The sequence below is a fragment of the Kribbella sp. NPDC051952 genome, from assembly GCF_040680855.1.
GTDB lineage: Bacteria > Actinomycetota > Actinomycetes > Propionibacteriales > Kribbellaceae > Kribbella.
Window position 1 is genome coordinate 887,078 of record NZ_JBFAXQ010000001.1, and the last position, 17,982, is coordinate 905,059.

The 17,982-nt window shown below is 66.2% G+C and carries 22 protein-coding genes and 1 tRNA gene; 13 read left to right on the forward strand and 10 right to left on the reverse strand.

Annotated elements, in window-relative coordinates:
* Window position 1 precedes the first annotated feature (1 nt).
* A complete protein-coding gene (locus AB0L70_RS04370) occupies window positions 2–1,285 on the reverse strand; it encodes an FAD-dependent oxidoreductase (RefSeq protein WP_363679818.1) in 1,284 nt (427 codons plus the stop codon).
* Window positions 1,286–1,363: 78 nt separating this feature from the next.
* On the opposite strand from AB0L70_RS04370, the gene AB0L70_RS04375 reads away from it, so the two are divergent.
* The gene (locus tag AB0L70_RS04375) at window positions 1,364–1,711 is read left to right on the forward strand and encodes a metalloregulator ArsR/SmtB family transcription factor (protein WP_363679820.1); all 348 of its coding nucleotides are present in this window, start codon (window positions 1,364–1,366) and stop codon (window positions 1,709–1,711) included.
* Between the two features lie 44 nt (window positions 1,712–1,755).
* Window positions 1,756–2,103, forward strand: coding sequence for an arsenate reductase ArsC (locus AB0L70_RS04380; protein ID WP_363679973.1), 348 nt, complete (start codon window positions 1,756–1,758; stop codon window positions 2,101–2,103).
* On the opposite strand, the gene AB0L70_RS04385 is transcribed toward AB0L70_RS04380, so the two are convergent.
* The gene (locus tag AB0L70_RS04385; RefSeq protein ID WP_363679822.1) at window positions 2,003–3,301 is read right to left on the reverse strand and encodes a hypothetical protein; all 1,299 of its coding nucleotides are present in this window, start codon (window positions 3,299–3,301) and stop codon (window positions 2,003–2,005) included. The genes AB0L70_RS04380 and AB0L70_RS04385 overlap by 101 nt on opposite strands.
* Window positions 3,302–3,424: 123 nt before the next feature.
* Between AB0L70_RS04385 and AB0L70_RS04390 the strand changes: the two genes are divergently transcribed.
* Window positions 3,425–3,679: a hypothetical protein gene (locus AB0L70_RS04390; RefSeq protein WP_363679824.1), complete on the forward strand. Its 255-nt coding sequence runs from the start codon at window positions 3,425–3,427 to the stop codon at window positions 3,677–3,679.
* A gap of 667 nt (window positions 3,680–4,346) precedes the next feature.
* Here AB0L70_RS04390 and AB0L70_RS04395 read toward each other — a convergent pair.
* Complete coding sequence (locus AB0L70_RS04395; RefSeq protein WP_363679826.1) at window positions 4,347–4,781, reverse strand: VOC family protein; 435 nt, start codon at window positions 4,779–4,781, stop codon at window positions 4,347–4,349.
* Between the two features lie 144 nt (window positions 4,782–4,925).
* Between AB0L70_RS04395 and AB0L70_RS04400 the strand changes: the two genes are divergently transcribed.
* The gene (locus AB0L70_RS04400; protein ID WP_363679828.1) at window positions 4,926–5,393 is read left to right on the forward strand and encodes an NUDIX domain-containing protein; all 468 of its coding nucleotides are present in this window, start codon (window positions 4,926–4,928) and stop codon (window positions 5,391–5,393) included.
* Window positions 5,394–5,496: 103 nt separating this feature from the next.
* On the forward strand, window positions 5,497–5,694 hold the full coding sequence (locus AB0L70_RS04405; RefSeq protein WP_363679830.1) for a hypothetical protein: 198 nt from the start codon (window positions 5,497–5,499) through the stop codon (window positions 5,692–5,694).
* Window positions 5,695–5,703: 9 nt separating this feature from the next.
* Here AB0L70_RS04405 and AB0L70_RS04410 read toward each other — a convergent pair whose 3' ends face one another.
* The 3 genes from AB0L70_RS04410 to AB0L70_RS04420 all read right to left on the reverse strand — a co-directional run bounded on the left by AB0L70_RS04410 (window position 5,704) and on the right by AB0L70_RS04420 (window position 8,190).
* A complete protein-coding gene (locus AB0L70_RS04410; protein WP_363679832.1) occupies window positions 5,704–6,291 on the reverse strand; it encodes a phosphotransferase in 588 nt (195 codons plus the stop codon).
* 202 nt (window positions 6,292–6,493) lie between these two features.
* A complete protein-coding gene (locus AB0L70_RS04415; protein WP_363679834.1) occupies window positions 6,494–7,252 on the reverse strand; it encodes a methyltransferase domain-containing protein in 759 nt (252 codons plus the stop codon).
* Between the two features lie 41 nt (window positions 7,253–7,293).
* The gene (locus AB0L70_RS04420) at window positions 7,294–8,190 is read right to left on the reverse strand and encodes a phosphotransferase (RefSeq protein WP_363679836.1); all 897 of its coding nucleotides are present in this window, start codon (window positions 8,188–8,190) and stop codon (window positions 7,294–7,296) included.
* Between the two features lie 187 nt (window positions 8,191–8,377).
* Between AB0L70_RS04420 and AB0L70_RS04425 the strand changes: the two genes are divergently transcribed.
* Both AB0L70_RS04425 and AB0L70_RS04430 read left to right on the forward strand, forming a co-directional pair.
* Entirely contained in the window at window positions 8,378–8,968 is a 591-nt protein-coding gene (locus AB0L70_RS04425) for a dihydrofolate reductase family protein (protein WP_363679838.1), read from the forward strand.
* A gap of 138 nt (window positions 8,969–9,106) precedes the next feature.
* Entirely contained in the window at window positions 9,107–9,793 is a 687-nt protein-coding gene (locus AB0L70_RS04430) for a hypothetical protein (RefSeq protein ID WP_363679840.1), read from the forward strand.
* Between the two features lie 5 nt (window positions 9,794–9,798).
* On the opposite strand, the gene AB0L70_RS04435 is transcribed toward AB0L70_RS04430, so the two are convergent.
* The 3 genes from AB0L70_RS04435 to AB0L70_RS04445 form a co-directional block, all read right to left on the reverse strand.
* Entirely contained in the window at window positions 9,799–10,527 is a 729-nt protein-coding gene (locus AB0L70_RS04435; protein WP_363679842.1) for a VOC family protein, read from the reverse strand.
* A 51-nt stretch (window positions 10,528–10,578) separates the two neighbouring features.
* Window positions 10,579–10,818, reverse strand: a complete 240-nt coding sequence (locus AB0L70_RS04440; protein WP_363679844.1) for a hypothetical protein — start codon at window positions 10,816–10,818, stop codon at window positions 10,579–10,581.
* A 185-nt stretch (window positions 10,819–11,003) separates the two neighbouring features.
* A tRNA-Arg gene (locus tag AB0L70_RS04445) sits at window positions 11,004–11,076 on the reverse strand.
* A gap of 126 nt (window positions 11,077–11,202) precedes the next feature.
* Here AB0L70_RS04445 and AB0L70_RS04450 point away from each other — a divergent pair.
* The 5 genes from AB0L70_RS04450 (at window position 11,203) to AB0L70_RS04470 (ending at window position 16,603) form a co-directional block, all read left to right on the forward strand.
* Window positions 11,203–11,757 carry a hypothetical protein gene (locus AB0L70_RS04450; protein WP_363679846.1) on the forward strand — a complete coding sequence of 185 codons (555 nt, stop codon included), beginning with the start codon at window positions 11,203–11,205 and terminating at the stop codon, window positions 11,755–11,757.
* 131 nt (window positions 11,758–11,888) lie between these two features.
* The gene (locus tag AB0L70_RS04455) at window positions 11,889–12,302 is read left to right on the forward strand and encodes a hypothetical protein (RefSeq protein ID WP_363679848.1); all 414 of its coding nucleotides are present in this window, start codon (window positions 11,889–11,891) and stop codon (window positions 12,300–12,302) included.
* Window positions 12,303–12,588: 286 nt separating this feature from the next.
* On the forward strand, window positions 12,589–13,182 hold the full coding sequence (locus AB0L70_RS04460) for a hypothetical protein (RefSeq protein WP_363679850.1): 594 nt from the start codon (window positions 12,589–12,591) through the stop codon (window positions 13,180–13,182).
* On the forward strand, window positions 13,179–14,390 hold the full coding sequence (locus tag AB0L70_RS04465) for a hypothetical protein (RefSeq protein ID WP_363679852.1): 1,212 nt from the start codon (window positions 13,179–13,181) through the stop codon (window positions 14,388–14,390). Before AB0L70_RS04460 ends, AB0L70_RS04465 begins: the two co-directional genes overlap by 4 nt.
* A 323-nt stretch (window positions 14,391–14,713) precedes the next feature.
* On the forward strand, window positions 14,714–16,603 hold the full coding sequence (locus tag AB0L70_RS04470) for a phosphoenolpyruvate carboxykinase (GTP) (protein WP_363679854.1): 1,890 nt from the start codon (window positions 14,714–14,716) through the stop codon (window positions 16,601–16,603).
* A 61-nt stretch (window positions 16,604–16,664) separates the two neighbouring features.
* Here the strand turns inward: AB0L70_RS04470 and AB0L70_RS04475 are convergent, their stop codons facing one another.
* Window positions 16,665–16,910 (reverse strand): hypothetical protein, encoded by a 246-nt coding sequence (locus tag AB0L70_RS04475; RefSeq protein WP_363679856.1) that lies wholly within the window; start codon window positions 16,908–16,910, stop codon window positions 16,665–16,667.
* Between the two features lie 150 nt (window positions 16,911–17,060).
* Between AB0L70_RS04475 and AB0L70_RS04480 the strand changes: the two genes are divergently transcribed.
* On the forward strand, window positions 17,061–17,954 hold the full coding sequence (locus AB0L70_RS04480) for an LLM class flavin-dependent oxidoreductase (RefSeq protein ID WP_363679858.1): 894 nt from the start codon (window positions 17,061–17,063) through the stop codon (window positions 17,952–17,954).
* The last annotated feature ends 28 nt before the right edge of the window (window positions 17,955–17,982 follow it).

The following is a 17,982-nucleotide window of genomic DNA, read 5'->3' on the forward strand; positions in this document are numbered from 1 at the left end:
CTCAACAGCTTGTCACCGCCGAAGGTCCGCAGCACCCGCCGACGATTTCAAGTTCGCCGTACGCGAGGTTGGACGAACAGACGCCCGTCTCGGGAAGGTCGAGCTGGACGTCACGCGCGCCCTCCCAATCGCCGGCAACTGCCGCGACGACCGAACGGGCCTGCTCGTAGCCGGTGGCGAGAAGAAACGTCGGCGCACGACCGTAGGACTTCGCTCCGATCGCGTAGTAGCCCGGCTCGGGATGGGTGAGTTCGTCCGCGCCGTGCGGAGGGACCGTACCGCAGGAGTGCTTGTTCGGATCGATCAGCGGCGCGAGCGCACGCGTGGAGCCGAGGATCGGGTCCAGGTCGAGCCGCAGTTCCGAAACGAACTCATGATCCGGCCGGAACCCGGTCGAGTTCACCACCGTGTCCGCAACCACCCGCCGATCACCGGCAGCCAGCTCGACCCGGCCGTCCGCCGTACGGGTGACCGCCTCGATGAGGAATGAGCTGACCAGCTCGATGCGCCCCGACTGCACGAGCTGCTGGAGACGACTCCCGAGAGCGCCCCGAGCAGGTAGCTCGTCCGCCTCGCCGCCACCATAGGTACGGGCCTGATCTGTCCCGCGGACCACCCAGACGATCTCGGTCCCGGCGACCTGCGCAGCCAGTTCGCCGAGGTCGAGCAGGGTCGTCGCCGCCGAGTGGCCGGCACCGACGACCGCCGTACGACGACCTGCGTAGCGGTCACGATCTGCGTCGAGTACGTCGGGGAGAGCGCGCGCGATTCCCTCGGCTCCGGTCTCACCACGGGCTGGTATGCCGGAACCGCCGAGTACGTTCGGCTTGCGCCAGGTGCCGGTGGCATCGATCACCGCGGCCGCCAACAGCTCCGTCCCGTCGGCCAGGCGGATCAAGAACGGCGCGTTCTCACGTCCAGCGGTACGGACGCGGTCGTACCCAACCCGGGTTACGGCCGCCACCTGTGCGCCGTACCGGATGTGAGCCTTGAGCTCGAGCGCCAACGGAGTCAGATACCTGTCGATCAGGTCGCCGCCGGTCGGCAGCGTGCGCAGGTCCGGCTCAGTCCACCCCGAGCCCTCCAGCAATCGCCGGGCGGCGGAGTCGATGTCGTAGCGCCATGGGCTGAACAGCTTTACGTGCCGCCACTCGTCGATGGCCGCGCCGGCGCTCGGACCGGATTCCAGTACGACGAAGTCCAGCCGCCGCTCGGCCAAGTGCGCAGCTGCGGCCAATCCGACCGGCCCAGCGCCGATGACGACCACTGGAATCTGCCCGCCCATCGCCCATCTCCCTGTCTAGAAGTTCATCGAAACAGCGCCTAGCTTGCCTGCTGCTTCGATAGGAGTCAAGATAGACGCATGTCGAAACAGGGAGCCGATGGCTGTTGCTCGCCGATCTCCGCGAGTGCTCTCGACGCGGCTGGTGCCGCCGAGGGCGCGGCTGTTTTCAAGGCCCTGGCCGATCCGATCCGGCTTCGGCTGCTCTCGATGATCACCTCGGCCGATGGCGAGATCTGCGTCTGCGAGTTGACACCGCAGTTCGAGGTCAGCGGTCCGACGATCTCCCATCATCTGAAGGTGTTGCGGGAGGCCGGCCTCGTCGACTGCGAGCGACGCGGGACCTGGGTCTACTACTGGCCTGTCCCCGATCGGCTGCGGTGGATCTCCAGCCTCCTCGCCGTACCCGAGCCCGCGGCCGCGCGGTGAAGACCGTTCTGTTCGTCTGCGTGCACAACGCCGGCCGCTCGCAGATGGCGGCCGGTTGGCTTCAACATCTGGCCGGCGACACAGTCGCCGTACGGTCTGCTGGTTCCGAACCCGCGGACCAGCTGAATCCCGTTGCCGTACAGGCCATGCGCGAGGTCGGTATCGACATCACCGAGGCCACGCCGCAACTGCTGTCGACTGACGCCGTACAGGCAAGCGATGTCGTGGTGACGATGGGGTGCGGAGACGCCTGCCCGTTCTTCCCCGGTAAGCGTTACGAGGACTGGGCGCTCACAGATCCGGCTGGTCAGCCGATCGAAGTCGTACGCCAGGTGCGGGACGAGATCCGAGCGCGGGTTGAGAAGCTCCTGGGGGAACTGGCCCGGCCATGATCTGCAGGGCGCGGTGGGCGACGATCAGGGTGCTGATGATGTCGGCGACGAAGATGAACTGCAGGATCACGTGCAGAGCGCAGAAGCGAGGGCTGATGGCCCGGTGGCGCATCATCAACGCAAGACAGGTCACGCTGTAGATCGAGGTCGGCAGCATCATCAGGTAGGTGCCGATGACCGCGGGGACGAGGCCGGTCGAGGCGGTGGCGCCGACCAGCGCCAGGCCGGCCGGACCCTCTAAGAGGATCGCTCCGCGGGTAATGGCGATCGGGAGGAGCGCCAGCCCGAGAACGATGATCGCGCAGAGGATGAAGTTCTGCACGAACAGCGGGATGAGCGCGAGTTTGACGGTCAGCGCAGAGCGTCGCAGTACGGCGAGATCGTCGGCCAGGAAGAGCCGGACGGCCGCGCGGAACGTGACCAGCGGTACCACCGGGATCAGCACCAGCAGGGTGAAAACCGCCGGCGAGGCGAGGGTGAGATACCAGATCAAGTCGACGAACGCGTACGCGTCCACGTGCAGAAAGTGGGAGATCGCGACACACGCCAGCCACAGCGTCGCGACCGACGAGCCCACGATCAGGACGCCGGCCAACAACTTCCTCGACGTCCCCGGGCGCCGTAGGACCCCGAGGCGGTCCCGGGCCACCTCGACGACCACGATCGCACTGAGTACGTCGACGACGAACAGGAAATGCAGCGCCATGTTGATGCCGAAGAACGTCCGGCCGATCTGGTTGCCCCGCCGCATCAGCGTCAGACAAGCCACGCCGTACGCCGAAGTCGGCAGGAACACGAGATAAGTCAGGAGGACGAGCAGCGGCGCCACGATGAACCCGTCGAGCCCGAGCCGGTCGTCGTCGTTGGCACCGACGACCGTGACCACTTCCGTGAGCGCGATGAAGTTCAGTACGAAGAACGGAATGGCGATGAGCTTCACGAAGTTCGACGAGTCTTGCGCGGCGTCGAGATCGCCCTTGCGGGTGAGCCGGGCCGCGTCGGCGACCACCACGGCCGCCGTGACGAGGTAGACCAGGAGCCAGGCGCCGAGTACGACGTACGCGACAGTCAGGTCCGCCGTTCCGTCGATCCTGATCGGCTTCTTCGCGCCGATGCCCGAGGCAACGAGTCCCGTCAGCACCGCCCCGAGAACGAGGATTCCACCCAGCACCTTCGCCGGCCATGTAGCACTACCCATCCCGGTGGACCCCCTACGCAGTGATGCCCAGCATCTTCGCCTGCGAAGAGGTCAACCCCACAGCTCCACTTCGAGCCGGTCGGGCCTGGTAAGCAGAGGTGTTGACCTGCGAGCATGCGAGTTATGGCGAGCGACTACGGACAACCGATTGGTCAGGTCCTGGGGGACGGGTTCGAGGTGCCCGAGCTGCTGCCGGGCTGGACGGCTCTGGAAGGCATCGTGCTGGTCAAGTGCCTGGACGCCGAAGGCCACCCGAGCTGGGCGTTCCGCGAAACCGAGGGAATGAACATCGAGGAAGTCATCGGCGCCCTCACCATCCAACTCGACATGCTCCGCGAACGAGCCGTCGACGCCTTCCGAGCCGACGAAGACGACTAACAATTCACGACGTAACGGTGATCTCAAGTGGTGCCGACAACATGCTCCCGCCCCGAGTCTGCAGCCCCACAACCACCCACCATCGCCCAGGCGGCACGGCGTACCCCAACTCAGGAACCATCGACGCCGTCCCGATCAACACCGGCACCGACCGACTCTCGCCCGCTTCGATCACGAACGGCACCATCGGCAGAGGATGCGGCCCGACATACCGACCAACCACAGCGCCGGACCTGTCAACCACCGCCGACATCACCTCGCCATTGGTCGACAACACCTGCCTCTCCGCGCCGCGATTCGTCACGAGCACGTCCCGCCGAGCAAACCACCCACTCCGAACCGACAACGGCGCCAGCACTTCAACGCCAAGCCCGACGCCATCAGCCGCTTCCCCGCGCAGCCCGTGTTCCCGCACGAACAACTGTCGCCCCGGAAACGTCATCGCCCCAACCCGCAGCTCCACAAACTCGCCGTACGCCGCATCCAACCCCGCCGCGATCTCAGTAGCCCACGCAGCCAGATCAATCCGAATCCGCCCCTCACCCCGCTCACTCCCAGGATCCGGAAACCCCACCAACGCCCCCGGCGACTCCCCTACCAACCGCCGCAACTCACCCCGCAAACTCTCCCAATCACCCACAGCCCGAGCGTGCGCCGTTTGGGGCTGTTAGTCGAGGCAGAACTCGTTGCCTTCTATGTCTTGCATGTTGAGGCAGGACTCGTTGACGCCGTCGGCGACCAGTAGTTGCCCGCGTACGGCGCCGAGTGGGAGCAAACGGGTGCATTCGGACTCGAGCGCGGCCAGGCGCTCTTCACCGACGAGCCCGGTGCCGACCCGTACGTCGAGATGCACGCGGTTCTTGACGACCTTGCCCTCGGGAACTCGCTGGAAGAACAGCCGCGGACCCACACCGGTGGGATCGATGCACGCGTACGCCGAACCCTGTTCCTCGGCAGGCAACGCACGGTTGAACTCGTCCCACGACGCAAATCCCTCCGGTGGCGGCGGTACGACGTACCCCAGCACCTCGCACCAGAATCGAGCGACCCGCTCAGGATCCGCACAGTCGAACGTGACTTGGAACTGCTTGACCGACGCCATCGCACAACCATAGAGGCGAGACGCGTACGCCGTCTCCCCGAATTGGCACCTGCTGACCCCGAGCACCCGGAGCGCCGATTAGCCGAGGAACCCGACCTCGGCGGCTGCGCTGAACTGTCGGATCGTCCTGGCATCCTCGCCTGCATGGCGATCCCGCGAGCAGCCGCAGTAGTGACCGACGGCCGTCGAGTCTTGGTGATCAAGCGCTACCTACGCCACAAGGTCGTCAGCGATTGCGTCATGTGTGAAGCCAGCAACTGGGCCGGCCCAGACTGCCCCGGCCACCATTACGCCGTCCTGCCCGGAGGCCACGTCGAGCAAGGTGAAACCCCCGAAACGGCCGCCCTACGAGAGCTAACCGAGGAAACCACCCTCACCGCTCAAGTCGACCGCCTCCTATGGACCGGCCACCACAACGGCAGACCCGCCTCCTACTTCCTGATGACCGAAGTAACCGGCACCCCACGCCTCTCCGGCCCAGAAGCCCAAGCCCATAGCCCCCAAGACAGCTACGAGCTCCTGTGGGCACCCCCCACCGACTTCCACAACCTCGGCCTCTACCCCGCCGACGTAACCCCCCACCTAACCCGCCTACTAAGCGTCAACGCCTAAAGGATTCCCAAGATGCACAAGGACAGTCGGGCGCCGTCAAGACGGTTCCGAGGCTGCTTGGGAGGCGGCTCCGGGCAGTACCGGTCACGCGGGCCTGGATACCTTGCTCGCGATTCTCACTGCGGTCGAATTCAAGGCGGCCGGCGAGGACCCACCGGAATGGACCAAGGTCGAGCCTCTTCCGGACCCATGGATCCCCGACCATCCGTTTCTCGATCGCGACGAGGTCATCGAGCAGACTCCGGCGTACCTGGCGCGAGCCAACATCTTCGTTCCCGCGCGTGATCTGTCGACCGCGTGAGATGAGGACTTACCGGGCGGAGCGTAGTACGTCGAATTCGCAGCCTGGGGTGTTTGGGTTGAAGCCGTGTTCGAGTAGCCAGCGGGCGGCTCGCAGGCTTCTTAGGGACCACCAGGCGCGGATGATGTCGCGGTCGACGTTGGTGCCGTAGCCGGCGGTGACGTCGGCGAGGTGTTCCTCGTGGCCGAGGGTCAGGCTGGCGAGGTCGTACATCGCGTCGCCCTGGCTCGCCTCGGACCAGTCGATCACGCCGGTGACCTCGTCGCCGTCGACGAAGACGTGGGTGATTTGCAGGTCTCCGTGCGTGAACGCCGGCGTCCACGGCCTGAGCGCAGCCTCGGCTACCCGGCGGTTGCGCGTGACCAGCTCAGTGGGCAGCAGGTCGTTCGTGATGAGCCAGTCGCATTCGCCGTCGAGGTCCGATGTGATCTCGTCGAGGCTCGGACCTGTCCACGGCGGCAGCGGGGCGTCGTGCAATTTCCGTACGGCGGCACCCGCCGCAGCCCACGCTGCCGGTGACGCGGCGAGGGCTCGCCAAGACGGCCGAGCGCCGTACCTCGAACGGTGGCGAGCGCGAGTACGGACGGCTTCCGCCACAGGATCTCCGGCGTCGGGATCGGCGCCAGAGCCATCGCCTCAACCTCGACGTCGAGGTTCGTCGGATCAGCATCGATCTTCAGGAACACATCGCTGACGCGCAGAGTCACGCGCTCGCTGTGAGAAACGACGACCTCGACCTCATCCACGTCGGCCATTCTCGCGGGATGACCCCCGACGCCGCCACGGCTTTGTCGCGGGGTCAATTGTTGCGGTGGGCTACTACTCGGGCGAGGCCGAGGGACTGGCCGCTGTCGGCGTGGAGCATCTGCGCTTCTTCTTGGCCCGGCGTACCGCGGTCGTGGTCGCAAGCCTCGTTCCACTGCAACCAGTCTCGCCACCCGTTGGGCAGTCGGTCGGCTACCTCGACGGTGACCAACCCGGTCTTCTCCCAGTGTCGGCGCCACCAGCCGGCGCTGTGCCAGGCGCAGAAGTCCCATTTCCAGTAGGGCTCGAGGTGCGGTGGCGGAAGGGTCTCGTACTCCGCGGCGAGACCGGGCTGAATGATCCCGATCTGCCCGCCAGGCCTCACGAAGCGTGAGTAGTAGCCGAGATAGAGATCGTCGGTGCCGAAGTAGTGGTACGCGCCGATGCTGATCAGCGCGTCGAAGAAGTCCTCGGCGAAGGGCAGCGCATGGGCCTCGGCGTAGATGGGGTGAACTTGGTCCTCGACGTGCGCCTCGGTCGTACGGCGCAAGTTCTCCTCGGGCTTGACCCACAGGTCAGTCGCCCACACCTCAACCCCGAACTCCTTGGCCAGGAAGATCGAGCTCAACGCAGCACCACACCCCATATCGAGTACCCGCATGCCGGGCTCGAGTCGCATGCGCTCAGCCAACGCCTCCGCCTGCCACACCGGGTTCGGCCCCATCCCGCCGTCGACGATCCACCGAGCCGAATACCCAGCCGACCACGGGTAACGCTCGTTCCTCAGCAGCACCTCGAGTTCAGCATCATCCACGCGATCGAAGTGTGGGCGAGTGCCTCCAGCGAGGCAAGGGGTTATTCGTACACAATCGCTTCCACGTACTGCAAGTCGTGCTCGATCCTGTCGGCGGTAAAGTTGTTCTTGATCGAGGTGTGCAGATTATGCGCCGCCCAGAGTGAACTAAATATCTTCAACAGATCCGGATCAATCGTGGCTCGAATGATCTCATCCAATCGCGTGATCGCTTCCGGTAGAACGCCGTACAGCGCAGCCTCTTCGGGGAGGTTGTGACGTGTACCGATCAGCGCAAATCGTCGATCGCCACGTGCCACGCCGCGATTCCAATCCACAACCGCGGATATATCTCCATTGTCGTCATAGAGGATATTTCCCAATGTGTAGTCGGTGTGGACCAGATCATCGCTCGCCATCTCTCCTGGACTGAGTGCGGCAAGCTCGCCAAGCAGTCGCCGGCTGCGAGCGCTGTAAGACCCGAGTGTGTCGAGATAGGCATCGCCGCTCGGGAACGCGACTGGAGGCGGAACGTCTGGTCTATCCAGGAGCAAGTCCGCGAAACGCTCATTCATAGCCACCATGGCATCTACGCGTTCCGCATTCACACTCGTCGGGCGCCGACCGGGAAGTCGCTCCTGAACCACAGCCACATAACCATCGCTGAGCTCCAGCACAACCTCATGCGACGGAACCGGTACGCCGTGACTCTTCGCCAGCTCGAGAATCTCAGCAGTAAGCCGCATCAGTTTCACCTCGGTCTTGGTGCGAGTCAGAGCGAATTCCCGCCCGTCCGAGCTACGCACGTACGCCGCGCCACTGGTCCCGCCAACAAGATCATCCAGACCAACAAGCTTCAGCCCAAGATCGACGGACAAATTGATTTCGGCAACAACCTCGGTCGGACGCCAAGGATTCTCCGACTCAACAAATGCCAACTGATGCTGCGACACCTGCATCACCTCTCCACACGCATGCGGTCCGACCCTAGCGCCGGGCGCGGTCACCCCTGAGGCCTCGTGTCGCGCCTGGTTTCGGGCAGGGCTCGAAGAATTTGGGGGACGATGTCGATCCAGAGGTGATGCCGTTCGACCTAGGGGCGAGTGGCCGCCTACGGGGTCGGCCGGAGCATTCAAGGAGAGCATCGTGACCGCGATCTACACCTTCGACGTCTTCTCCAGCCTCGACGGCTTCGCGTCGTACGACGACGCCGACTGGGGACCGTACTGGGGCAAGCAGGGCCCCGAGTTCCTGGACCGGCGGCTCGCTCAGTACGACGAGGAGCAGCGGATCGTCTTCGGGGCCAGCACGTTCCGGCTGATGATGGAGATGATCGGCTCGAGCAAGGTGCCGACCGACGCCCTCGACCCGGTCAACGCACGCATGCGCAGCCTGCCGACCACGGTCCTGTCGTCCACCCTCGAAGGCCCTTTCGACTGGCCGGACGCAACCGTCGTGACCGGCGACGCCGTCGAAGCAATCACCCGCCTCAAGGAGGAGTCCGACGTACCCCTCCGCTCTCACGGCAGCCTCTCCCTGAACCGAGCCCTCATGGCAGCTGGCCTGGTAGACCGAGTCCAGCTAACGATCTTCCCGGTCATCGCCGGCCGATCCGGCGTAGAGCCCATCTTCCAAAACGCAGCAGACTTCGACCTAGCCCTACTCGAAACCCACACCTACGACAACCAAACCCAAGAACTCACCTACCACCCCACCTTGCACACCTCTCCCGCTTGAGGACGCTGCTCACCTCAACCTCGCGAAGCTTGCTGACAGGCATAAACGAGTGATGCGCGGCGGGTGGACCATGGATTCATGGCGGCCAGGGATTTGGTGTTTGAGGCGGGGGACAGAGTCCGGACCTGGGGTCGATTCGTGGCCCGTGCAGACGGTGATTGGCTGGACCTGGCCCGCGTCCATAGTCTGATCTCCGAACCGCCGGGCTGGAAGTCAGATCGGTCGATCCGGCTGATCTGGGCCGACGCCGATGCGGTACCTACCGATTGGGCGTCGAACGGAGTCCCGGGCCACGTCTCGGTGGTCGGGATCTGGCGCGACGAGAGCATCGACGTCGAGGAACGGTCACCGGATCGCCCTGCTCGGGAGCCACGTGCGCATCGGAAGAACCCACCGTGCCCACCGCCACGTGGTGGCTGGCGTCGCGGCGTAGAAGCATGGAACCTTGACTTCGACACCAGCGACCTGGAGTCGTCCGGGGTGATCGTCCACCAGGCGATCTTCCGTCCCTCCGCAGACCAGGAAGTCCTCGTCGTGGCTGCCACCGACGTCGACGCGGTGACCCGGCAGATGGCCCCGCACTTTCCTGATCAGCTCTGCGTGGTGCCCAGCCGGTTCACCCGCGGTCAACTCGAGGACGTCCGCGACGTCCTGCACGCCCGCTGGCGTGAATGGCGCGTGGAATCGTTCGGTACCGGCTCAGACGCGCAAGCCCAGCCATTCATCACGGCCCAACTATTCCGGGTGACGGCCGAGATAGCCGACTGGGCCGACACGCTGCCCGAGGGACTGCTCCGCATCAGCTCCGCGCTCACCCCCGCCTAGGTTGGTCAGGCTGGGGTGAGTAGGCAGAATTCGTTGCCTTCTGGGTCGGCGAGGACCGTCCATGGGACGTCGAGGTCGATGGTGGTGGCGCCGAGAGTTTGCAGTCGGTCCGCTTCGGTCTCCAGGTCGTCATCTGGGTACGGGCGCAGGTCGAGATGGACTCGATTCCATACGATTTTGGCGTCGGGCGTGCGGAGGAATTGCAGGTAGGGGCCGACGCCTTTGGCTGAGCGCAGTACGGCGTTGTGGTCGGTCACTTTGTGCAGGGTCCAGTCCATAGCCTCGCCCCAGAAGCGGGCCATGGCTCGTGGATCCGCGCAGTCGACGACGACCGTGGCGATCGGGCCGGTGTCTTGGATCGGGTCGTGCCAGTTCAGCACGCAGAATTCGTTGCCCTCTGGGTCGGCCATGACTGTCCAGGGGACGTCGCCCTGGCCGATGTCAACGGGTGTGGCGCCGAGGTCCTTCAGGCGCGCCACCAGCTCGACCTGGTGGGCCGGCGAGGTGGTGGCGAGGTCGACGTGGACGCGATTCTTTACGGTCTTGGGTTCTGGGGAGGCAACGAGGTCGATGCAGACGGCGGCGGGGTCGGGGTAGACGAAGCCCTCGGGTTCGAGGTTGGTCACGCCGGGTCCCTCGCTCGAGATTCCCCACCCGAGCGCCTCCGCCCAGAACTCGCCCAGCGCGGAGTCGTCCCGAGCCTTCATATTGATCTGAACAAGCCGCGTCGCCATGCCGGCGATGCTAGCGGGCGACACAGAGGCTGGTCGGGTCAGAGGGACCGGCTAGCTGTCCTCCGTCGTCAGTTCCTGGAGGTACGTGACGGGCTTGCCCAATGCTTCGGCGTACGCGATCTCGCGGCGGGTGGTCTCGCCGATGTACCCACCGGGGTTCACGATCCGTACCTCATCCGCGAGGTCAATCCTGCGCAGATGCAGCTCACCCAAGGCCCGCACGAGCGAGGGGTCCAGCCCAGGCGCCGCGGTGGCCTCCGGACCCAGCACGATCGCCAGCTCAAGCGTCAAGCGCGTGCGCTCGCTCGCAATCTCCCTGCCGAACCGCAGAGAACCACACAGACAAACGACCTTCGGGCGAGCAGCCGGCATGTTGGACACGAACACCATTCAAGCGGTAGATGCCCTGTTGGCAGGAACGACCCCGGGCAGAGCAAAACCCCAGGTCATCTAGCTCGTGACCTGGGGTTTGTTTGCGCGCTCGGAGGGATTCGAACCCCCAACCTTCTGATCCGTAGTCAGATGCTCTATCCGTTGAGCTACGAGCGCTGGGACAACGTCGAGTAACGATACATGGCGGCGGCGCGTCTAGGCCAATCGGCTCCTGACCTGGGGATTCGGGTCGTACGGCGAGGTGGCCGGAGGCGGAGGTGGTGGGGCCCTACGATCCGGAGCATGGGTATCGAGGACTTGCTGGGCGGGCGGGATCTGAAGGACGTGAAGAAGGCGGTCGGGTTCGTACTGGAGAACTCGGACGACTTCCAGAAGGTGCTGAACCTGGTCCGCGATCTGCCGGACGACGCGCTCGGGCTGATCGGGAAGCTGCCGGAGCTGCTCAAGACGATCGGGTCGGGCCTCGCCGAGGCCGGCGAGCAGGCGGCCAAGGCGGCTGGGGCGCTCGTCGGGGACGACGGCGAGGGCGGCGCGCGGAAGGCGCTGACCGGGAGTGCGAGCACGATGAACACGGCAAAGGACCGGCTCAAGGACGCCGCCGGGATGCTGTCGGGGCTGGCCGGCGAGCTGGACAAGATCCCCGGGATCGGGGACGCCGCTGCGAAGAAGCTGAACGACGGGAGCGGGCAGATCGGCAGTGTCGCGACCGAGGTCGAGAGCCTGGCGGGCAACCTGCAGGACTTGTCCGGGATCCTCGCGACCGTCGGCGACGCGCTCAAGGGGCTAGGCACCAAACTGTCCGAGTCGGGCGGTTCGGTCCGGACGCTCCTCGACTGAGGTTTCATTGCCTGGTCCAGATGAGCGACGACTCCCGGTCCCCGGTCCGGCTTGAGCAGCTGGAACGTGCCCCCCGCCCGGCTGATCGTTCGTCACCCAACACGCTCTGTCGAGCACCTGCGGGAGCTGCCATGATCATCGAATCGGCGGATGAGTTCGTGCGGGTTCGGTTCAGTGACGACCCGGAGGAGTACGGGCGCGCGGCGAGAGGATCCGCCAGCCTCGAGGTGTGGCTCGATGTCATCGAGCGGTATCCGGATGCGCGGTTCTGGGTCGCCCACAACAAGACGGTTCCGTTGGAGATCCTGGAGCGGCTCGTTGCCGATCCTGACTGGCGGGTCCGGTCGATGGTCGCCAGCAAACGCAAGGCAACGCCCGAGATCCTGGCACGTCTGGCGGACGATGAGCACGACTCGGTCCGGTTAACTGTTGCTTATCACCGCAACACCTCGGAGCAGACTCTGCTGCAGATGGTCGACGACCCTTGGGAGGACATAAGGGCCAAGGTCGATGAGCGGTTGAACCCTCCAGACCAGGGCGAGTAGCGGCCGAGTGGGTTGACCATGGTCCGCCGGGATCGGGTGGTCGGGTCGGGGCCGGTCTTCGGGGGCGCTGGCTCGTCAGGGTGGGGTGTGTCCACGGGGTGGTCGATGAAGCGCGACAGCGCGTGCACACGGGTGGGTGGGAGCGGTCGGCGAGCACGCGACGTAGGAGCGCGCGTAGCGGGCGCGTGGGTGGACCACATCTGCCGGAACCGCCCGGGTGGGCTTGTCGTCCCAAGGCGGGTATCCGAGAGCGAGGGAGGACCTTCGCGTGGTTAAGGTCGCGGGCATGGGTAGTCGATTGGTTCGGGGTACGGCGATCGGGTGCGGGGTGGCCGCGGTTGCGGGAACCGGGATCGGGTTTGCGGTCGGTGAGCCGGTGCAGCCGGAGGACATCGTGGCGGCCCGGTCGTTGCCGGCTGATCTGTGTGCCCGGATCGGGGACGTCTCCGACCTGTTGCCCAAGGCATCGAGCGGGAAAGAGCCGGTCGTGATGGCCCAGGGCGGTACGAGCGTCATCACCTGCGAGGCGGGCAGCAGCCGCAGCAAGGTGGTCGGCTACACCGCCGCGGGCCTGAAGGTGACAATCACGCCGTACGCCGGAATGGACGCAGGCGCGGGCAATCTGCCGTTCACGCCGACCCAGATCGCGAAGAAGGCCTTCACCCGATCCCCGATGAACACCCGGCAGAATCGCCCCTACCCGACGAAAACCAGCCGGAGTGCGAACGGCCTGGCCGGTGAGTCGTGGACCGTGCGGGCGCTCGTCCAGCGGGCGGATGTCGTCGTACAGGTGGACTACACGGCCAACCCGGTCGACGCGGACACGGCGGAGAAGGCTGCGCTCGTACTCGCGGACCGAGCCATCTGGGAGACCAAGTGAGCAACGGCCAAGTGAGCAACGGCGAAGTGGGTAACAGCACGCCGGAGATCCCCGGCTACGAACTCGATCAGCGGCTGCTGCAGCACCCGCTGGCGGAGTTGTGGCACGGGCGCACCTTCACCGGGATGGAGATCATTGCGCTGGTGCTCAGCGACGCCGGTGCGCGCGACGCGACGGTGCGGGACCGGCTCGTGGCGGCGAGCCGTGACGCCGCGCTCGAGCCCGGACAGCTCGAGACCCCGCTGTGGGCGGCCAACTTCAACTCCGGCCGCCCGTACGCGATCACCCAGCTGATCCCCGGCCAGTCCGGCGCCGAGCGCCTGCTCGACCCGCTCGACGGCATCCTCGGCAACGACGAGGCGTCCGTGCAGGCGATCCGCGCCCAGCTCAGCCAGTACGGCGCAGTCCCCCCGAGCGCCGCCCAACCACCACCTGAGCCACAGGCACAACAGACCCAAGCCGAGACCGACCCGCAGTCGAAGATCGAGGTGGCGAGGGAGTACCGCCGCAAGATCGGCGCCGGCATCTACGTCGTTGCCGTAGTCATCGTCCTGATCGTCTTCACCGTGACCTACTCCATCGGCACCGCGATCGGCGGCGTGGTCAAGGATGAGCCGACCGAGGCCGCCCCGGCCGCGGCGGTCAGCCCGGGCGCGCTCCCGTCGCCCGTCCTCCTGCCCGCGATCCAGAAGGTCAGCACCGCGCCGTACAAGCGTCCCGACGGATCGGCCGGCGTGTTCGGTGCGACGTACGCCGCCGGCACCGACCTGCAGGTGATCACGAACGCCGAGTTGCCGTTCGCGCTCGGCTGGCCGCGGCCGCCGCAGGTGTTCTTCCTCGGCGAGTCCTCGTCGGTCATCTACCGGCGGATCCTGACCCACTCCAACAGCTCCGACAACGGACTGCGGAACTCGATCGACGCGCGGATCGCCCTGCATCCGTGCGCGACCCTCGCCGCCTGCGTCGCCGACCGTACGGCGTTCGACCAGCAGTGGACGAAGACGTTCAAGGCACCCGCTCCCGGGATCGCGAAGGACTCCCGGACCTGGCTGACCGTGAACCCCGCGCCGTACGCCGTGTCGATGACGCGAGCGTTCCAGAGCGGCGGCCAGTGGTGGCTGGTCGGCACCGTGGTCACGACCTTGACCCAGGGTGAGGAACCGGACGTCCAGCGGATCGTGAACGACATCTGGCGGCAGACCACCTGATCCACCGCACAATCTCCCGAGAACGGCCCGCGCAGCAGCGCGGGCCGTTCTCATTTTCACAAGGTTCGCCGGAAAGCGATTGTCGCGAAAACTTTGTGACCGGGTTCACTTTCTGGTGGTTCACAGACCCCGGGTGCGTCGCGTACCGTAGTACCACTTGCACACTGGTATGTATCCACCGGATCTACTGGTATGCGACAGATCACACCGCCAGTCAGCTGGATCGCACCGCCGGAGACCCCGGCGGCCGGCGCCGTACACCCCTCAGCGTCGAGGGACCGGGCGGTCGCCGGGCCCGACAGCCGAGAGGGAATGAGCCGCCGATGACGACAACCGCCAGTCCGACCCATACCGAGACCGCCGCCCCCGTAGCCTCTGCCACGGAGCCCCTCCGCGCTGTCCCCACGCCGTACGACCTGACCGACGCACCGACCCGGCACGCAGGCCTGCTGGCCTGGGTCGCCGAGGTTGCCGCCCTGACGCAGCCCGACCGGATCCACTGGATGGACGGTTCGGACGAGGAGTACGCCCAGCTCACCGCGGAGCTGATCGAGGCCGGGACCATGGTCCGGTTGAACGACGAGAAGAAGCCGAACTCGTTCTGGGTCCGCACCGATCCGTCGGATGTGGCCAGGGTCGAACAGCGGACGTTCATCTGCTCGGTCGACGAGGCCGACGCCGGTCCGACCAACAACTGGATGGACCCGGCCGAGATGAAGGCCCTGATGACGGGGCTGTACCGGGGCTCGATGCGCGGCCGGACGCTGTACGTCGTCCCGTTCTGTATGGGCCCGTTGTCGGCGGAGAAGCCGATGTTCGGGGTCGAGATCACGGACTCGGCGTACGTCGTCGCCTCGATGCGGATCATGGCCCGGACCGGCCGGGACGTGCTCGAGAAGATGGGCACGGACGCGCCGTACGTGCCGTGTCTGCACTCGGTGGGCGCGCCGTTGGAGCCGGGCCAGCAGGACGTGCCGTGGCCGTGCAACGACGAGAAGTACATCGTGCAGTTCCCGGAGGACCGGGCGATCTGGTCCTACGGATCCGGGTACGGCGGCAACTCGCTGCTCGGCAAGAAGTGCTACTCGCTGCGGATCGCCAGTGCGATGGCCCGTGACGAGGGCTGGCTGGCCGAGCACATGCTGATCCTCAAGCTGATCTCGCCGGAGAAGAAGGTCCACTACGTCGTGGCCGCGTTCCCGAGCGCGTGCGGCAAGACCAACCTGGCGATGCTCGACCCGACCCTCGAGGGCTGGGGGGTCGAGACACTCGGCGACGACATCGCCTGGATGCGGTTCGGCAAGGACGGACGCCTGTACGCCGTGAACCCGGAGTTCGGGCTGTTCGGGGTGGCGCCCGGTACCGGTTGGAAGACGAACCCGAACGCGATGCGCACGATCGAGAAGGGGAACTCGGTCTTCACCAACGTCGCGCTCACCGATGACGGCGACGTCTGGTGGGAGGGCTACTCGCCGACCCCGCCGAACCACCTGACCGACTGGAAGGGCCGCGAGTGGACGCCGGATTCGGGCGAGCTCTCCAGCCACCCGAACAGCCGGTTCTGCACGCCGATCGAGCAGTGCCCGATCCTCGCCGACGAGTACGACGACCCGAACGGCGTACCGATCTCCGCGATCATCTTCGGCGGCCGTCGCGCGACGACCGTGCCGTTGGTGACCGAGTCGCGGGACTGGGCCCACGGTGTCTTCATGGGCGCGACGCTGTCGTCGGAGACCACCGCCGCGGCGGTCGGCCAGGTCGGCGTCGTACGGCGTGACCCGATGGCGATGCTGCCGTTCCTCGGGTACGACGCGGGCAAGTACTTCGACCACTGGCTCACGGTCGGCAAGGAGCACGACGCGGCCCAGCTGCCGAAGATCTTCTACGTGAACTGGTTCCGCAAGGACGAGGCGGGCAAGTTCGTCTGGCCGGGCTTCGGTGAGAACAGCCGGGTGCTGAAGTGGGTCATCGACCGGATCGAGGGTCAGGCGGACGCCGTCGAGACCCCGATCGGACGGGTCCCGGCAACGGGTTCGCTCGACGTCTCCGGGCTGGACATGGCGGCCGACGACCTCGACATCGCGCTCGCCGTGGACGCGGAGGAGTGGAAGGCCGAGATCCCGTTGATCGAGGAGTGGTTCGCCAAGCTCGGCGACACCGTGCCGGCCGTGCTGAAGGTCGAACTCGACAACCTCAAGGCACGCCTCGGCTGACCCCGTACCCCGGTCGCCGAGTCGGAAGCCGGCGACCGGACCACCAGCGCGGCGCCCCGGGTTACTCCCCGGGGCGCCGGGCTGTGGACAGGGCGATGCGTTCTGCGGGGACCCGGACGGTCTGTTCGGCGCCGGTTGGGTCCAGGCACTGGACTTGGGCGATCCAGCCGTTCGCGCAGTGCACTCGGCCGATCAGCCAGGCCGGGATCCAGGTGCCGTCCAGGTTGACGAGCACGTGGGCCGGCAGGCCCAGGTCGAGGATGGACCGGAGGTTGATCCCGGCCCCGGGTACCTCGAGAGCAGTCATCGTCATCACCTCTCGTGATCGACCGCCCGCTCCTCACTGTGGCTTCGCACCCGGGCACGTTCTTAAGTACCCCGCGAACATCTCGGCCATACCGCTGCGACGTCACAAAATCGCCGCGTTCGCGCATCCGCGGGTGGGTAGGTTGAGCGCATGAAGATCGGCGTGATGTTGCCGCTCGGCGGCGAGGACGGGCCCGGCGGGACGATGCCGGGATGGCGGGACGTACGGGCGGTCGCCGAGTCGGCCGACCAGAGCGGCCTGGACTCGGTGTGGCTGGCGGACCACTTCCTCTATCGCGACCCGGAGGGCCGGGTCTACGGGATGCACGAGTCGTGGACGCTGCTGAGTGCGGTCGCCGCGATCACCACGAACGTCGAGCTGGGGAACATGGTCCTCTGCGCGTCGTTCCGCGACCCCGGGCTGACCGCGAAGATGGCCGCGACGCTCGACGAGGTGTCTGGTGGGCGGCTGATTCTCGGGGTCGGGGCCGGCTGGCACGATCCGGAGTACGAAGCGTTCGGACTGCCGACCGATCATCGGGTCGGGCGGTTCGAGGAGTGGCTGGAGATCGTCGCGCGGATGGTCCGCGGCGAGACGGTCACCTTCGACGGGACCTATCACTCCGTCCGCGAGGCGGTCCTCGACCCGGCGCCGCCGCACCAGATCCCGATCCTGATCGCCGGCCATCGGCCGCGGATGATGCGCCTGGTCGCACAGTGGGCCGATGCCTGGAACACAGCCTGGTACGGCGCTGCCGACGACAAGGTGGACGAGAAACTCGGCCTCCTCCGAGACGCCCTGGACACAGCAGGCCGCCCGGCCGACGCAGTCTCCGCCACAGTCGGCATCGTCGTCTCCGACCCCAACCAGACTGCGGTACCCGACCCCGATGCCCGGGCACTCAACGGCACCGTTCCAGAGTTGGCCGAAGCATTTACGGCGTACCAAAAACTAGGCGTCGACCACCTGATCGTCTCGCCCGAGCCGATGACCCCCCAGTCGGTCGAACGCATCGCCGAAGCCAAACAGTTGATGGGTGAATAGGCCCAGAAACACCTGAAGCTCCCAAGTC

Bases quoted from the DNA above. Each gene is read 5' to 3' on its own strand.
- AB0L70_RS04420 (WP_363679836.1), bottom strand. From the start codon at position 8,190: ATGCAGGTGTCGCAGCATCAGTTGGCATTTGTTGAGTCGGAGAATCCT.
- AB0L70_RS04395 (WP_363679826.1), bottom strand. From the start codon at position 4,781: ATGGCGTCGGTCAAGCAGTTCCAAGTCACGTTCGACTGTGCGGATCCT.
- AB0L70_RS04480 (WP_363679858.1), top strand. From the start codon at position 17,061: ATGAAGATCGGCGTGATGTTGCCGCTCGGCGGCGAGGACGGGCCCGGC.
- AB0L70_RS04450 (WP_363679846.1), top strand. From the start codon at position 11,203: ATGGGTATCGAGGACTTGCTGGGCGGGCGGGATCTGAAGGACGTGAAG.
- AB0L70_RS04475 (WP_363679856.1), bottom strand. From the start codon at position 16,910: ATGACTGCTCTCGAGGTACCCGGGGCCGGGATCAACCTCCGGTCCATC.
- AB0L70_RS04390 (WP_363679824.1), top strand. From the start codon at position 3,425: ATGGCGAGCGACTACGGACAACCGATTGGTCAGGTCCTGGGGGACGGG.
- AB0L70_RS04370 (WP_363679818.1), bottom strand. From the start codon at position 1,285: ATGGGCGGGCAGATTCCAGTGGTCGTCATCGGCGCTGGGCCGGTCGGA.
- AB0L70_RS04385 (WP_363679822.1), bottom strand. From the start codon at position 3,301: ATGGGTAGTGCTACATGGCCGGCGAAGGTGCTGGGTGGAATCCTCGTT.
- AB0L70_RS04455 (WP_363679848.1), top strand. From the start codon at position 11,889: ATGATCATCGAATCGGCGGATGAGTTCGTGCGGGTTCGGTTCAGTGAC.
- AB0L70_RS04400 (WP_363679828.1), top strand. From the start codon at position 4,926: ATGGCGATCCCGCGAGCAGCCGCAGTAGTGACCGACGGCCGTCGAGTC.
- AB0L70_RS04470 (WP_363679854.1), top strand. From the start codon at position 14,714: ATGACGACAACCGCCAGTCCGACCCATACCGAGACCGCCGCCCCCGTA.
- AB0L70_RS04435 (WP_363679842.1), bottom strand. From the start codon at position 10,527: ATGGCGACGCGGCTTGTTCAGATCAATATGAAGGCTCGGGACGACTCC.
- AB0L70_RS04460 (WP_363679850.1), top strand. From the start codon at position 12,589: ATGGGTAGTCGATTGGTTCGGGGTACGGCGATCGGGTGCGGGGTGGCC.
- AB0L70_RS04375 (WP_363679820.1), top strand. From the start codon at position 1,364: ATGTCGAAACAGGGAGCCGATGGCTGTTGCTCGCCGATCTCCGCGAGT.
- AB0L70_RS04380 (WP_363679973.1), top strand. From the start codon at position 1,756: ATGGCGGCCGGTTGGCTTCAACATCTGGCCGGCGACACAGTCGCCGTA.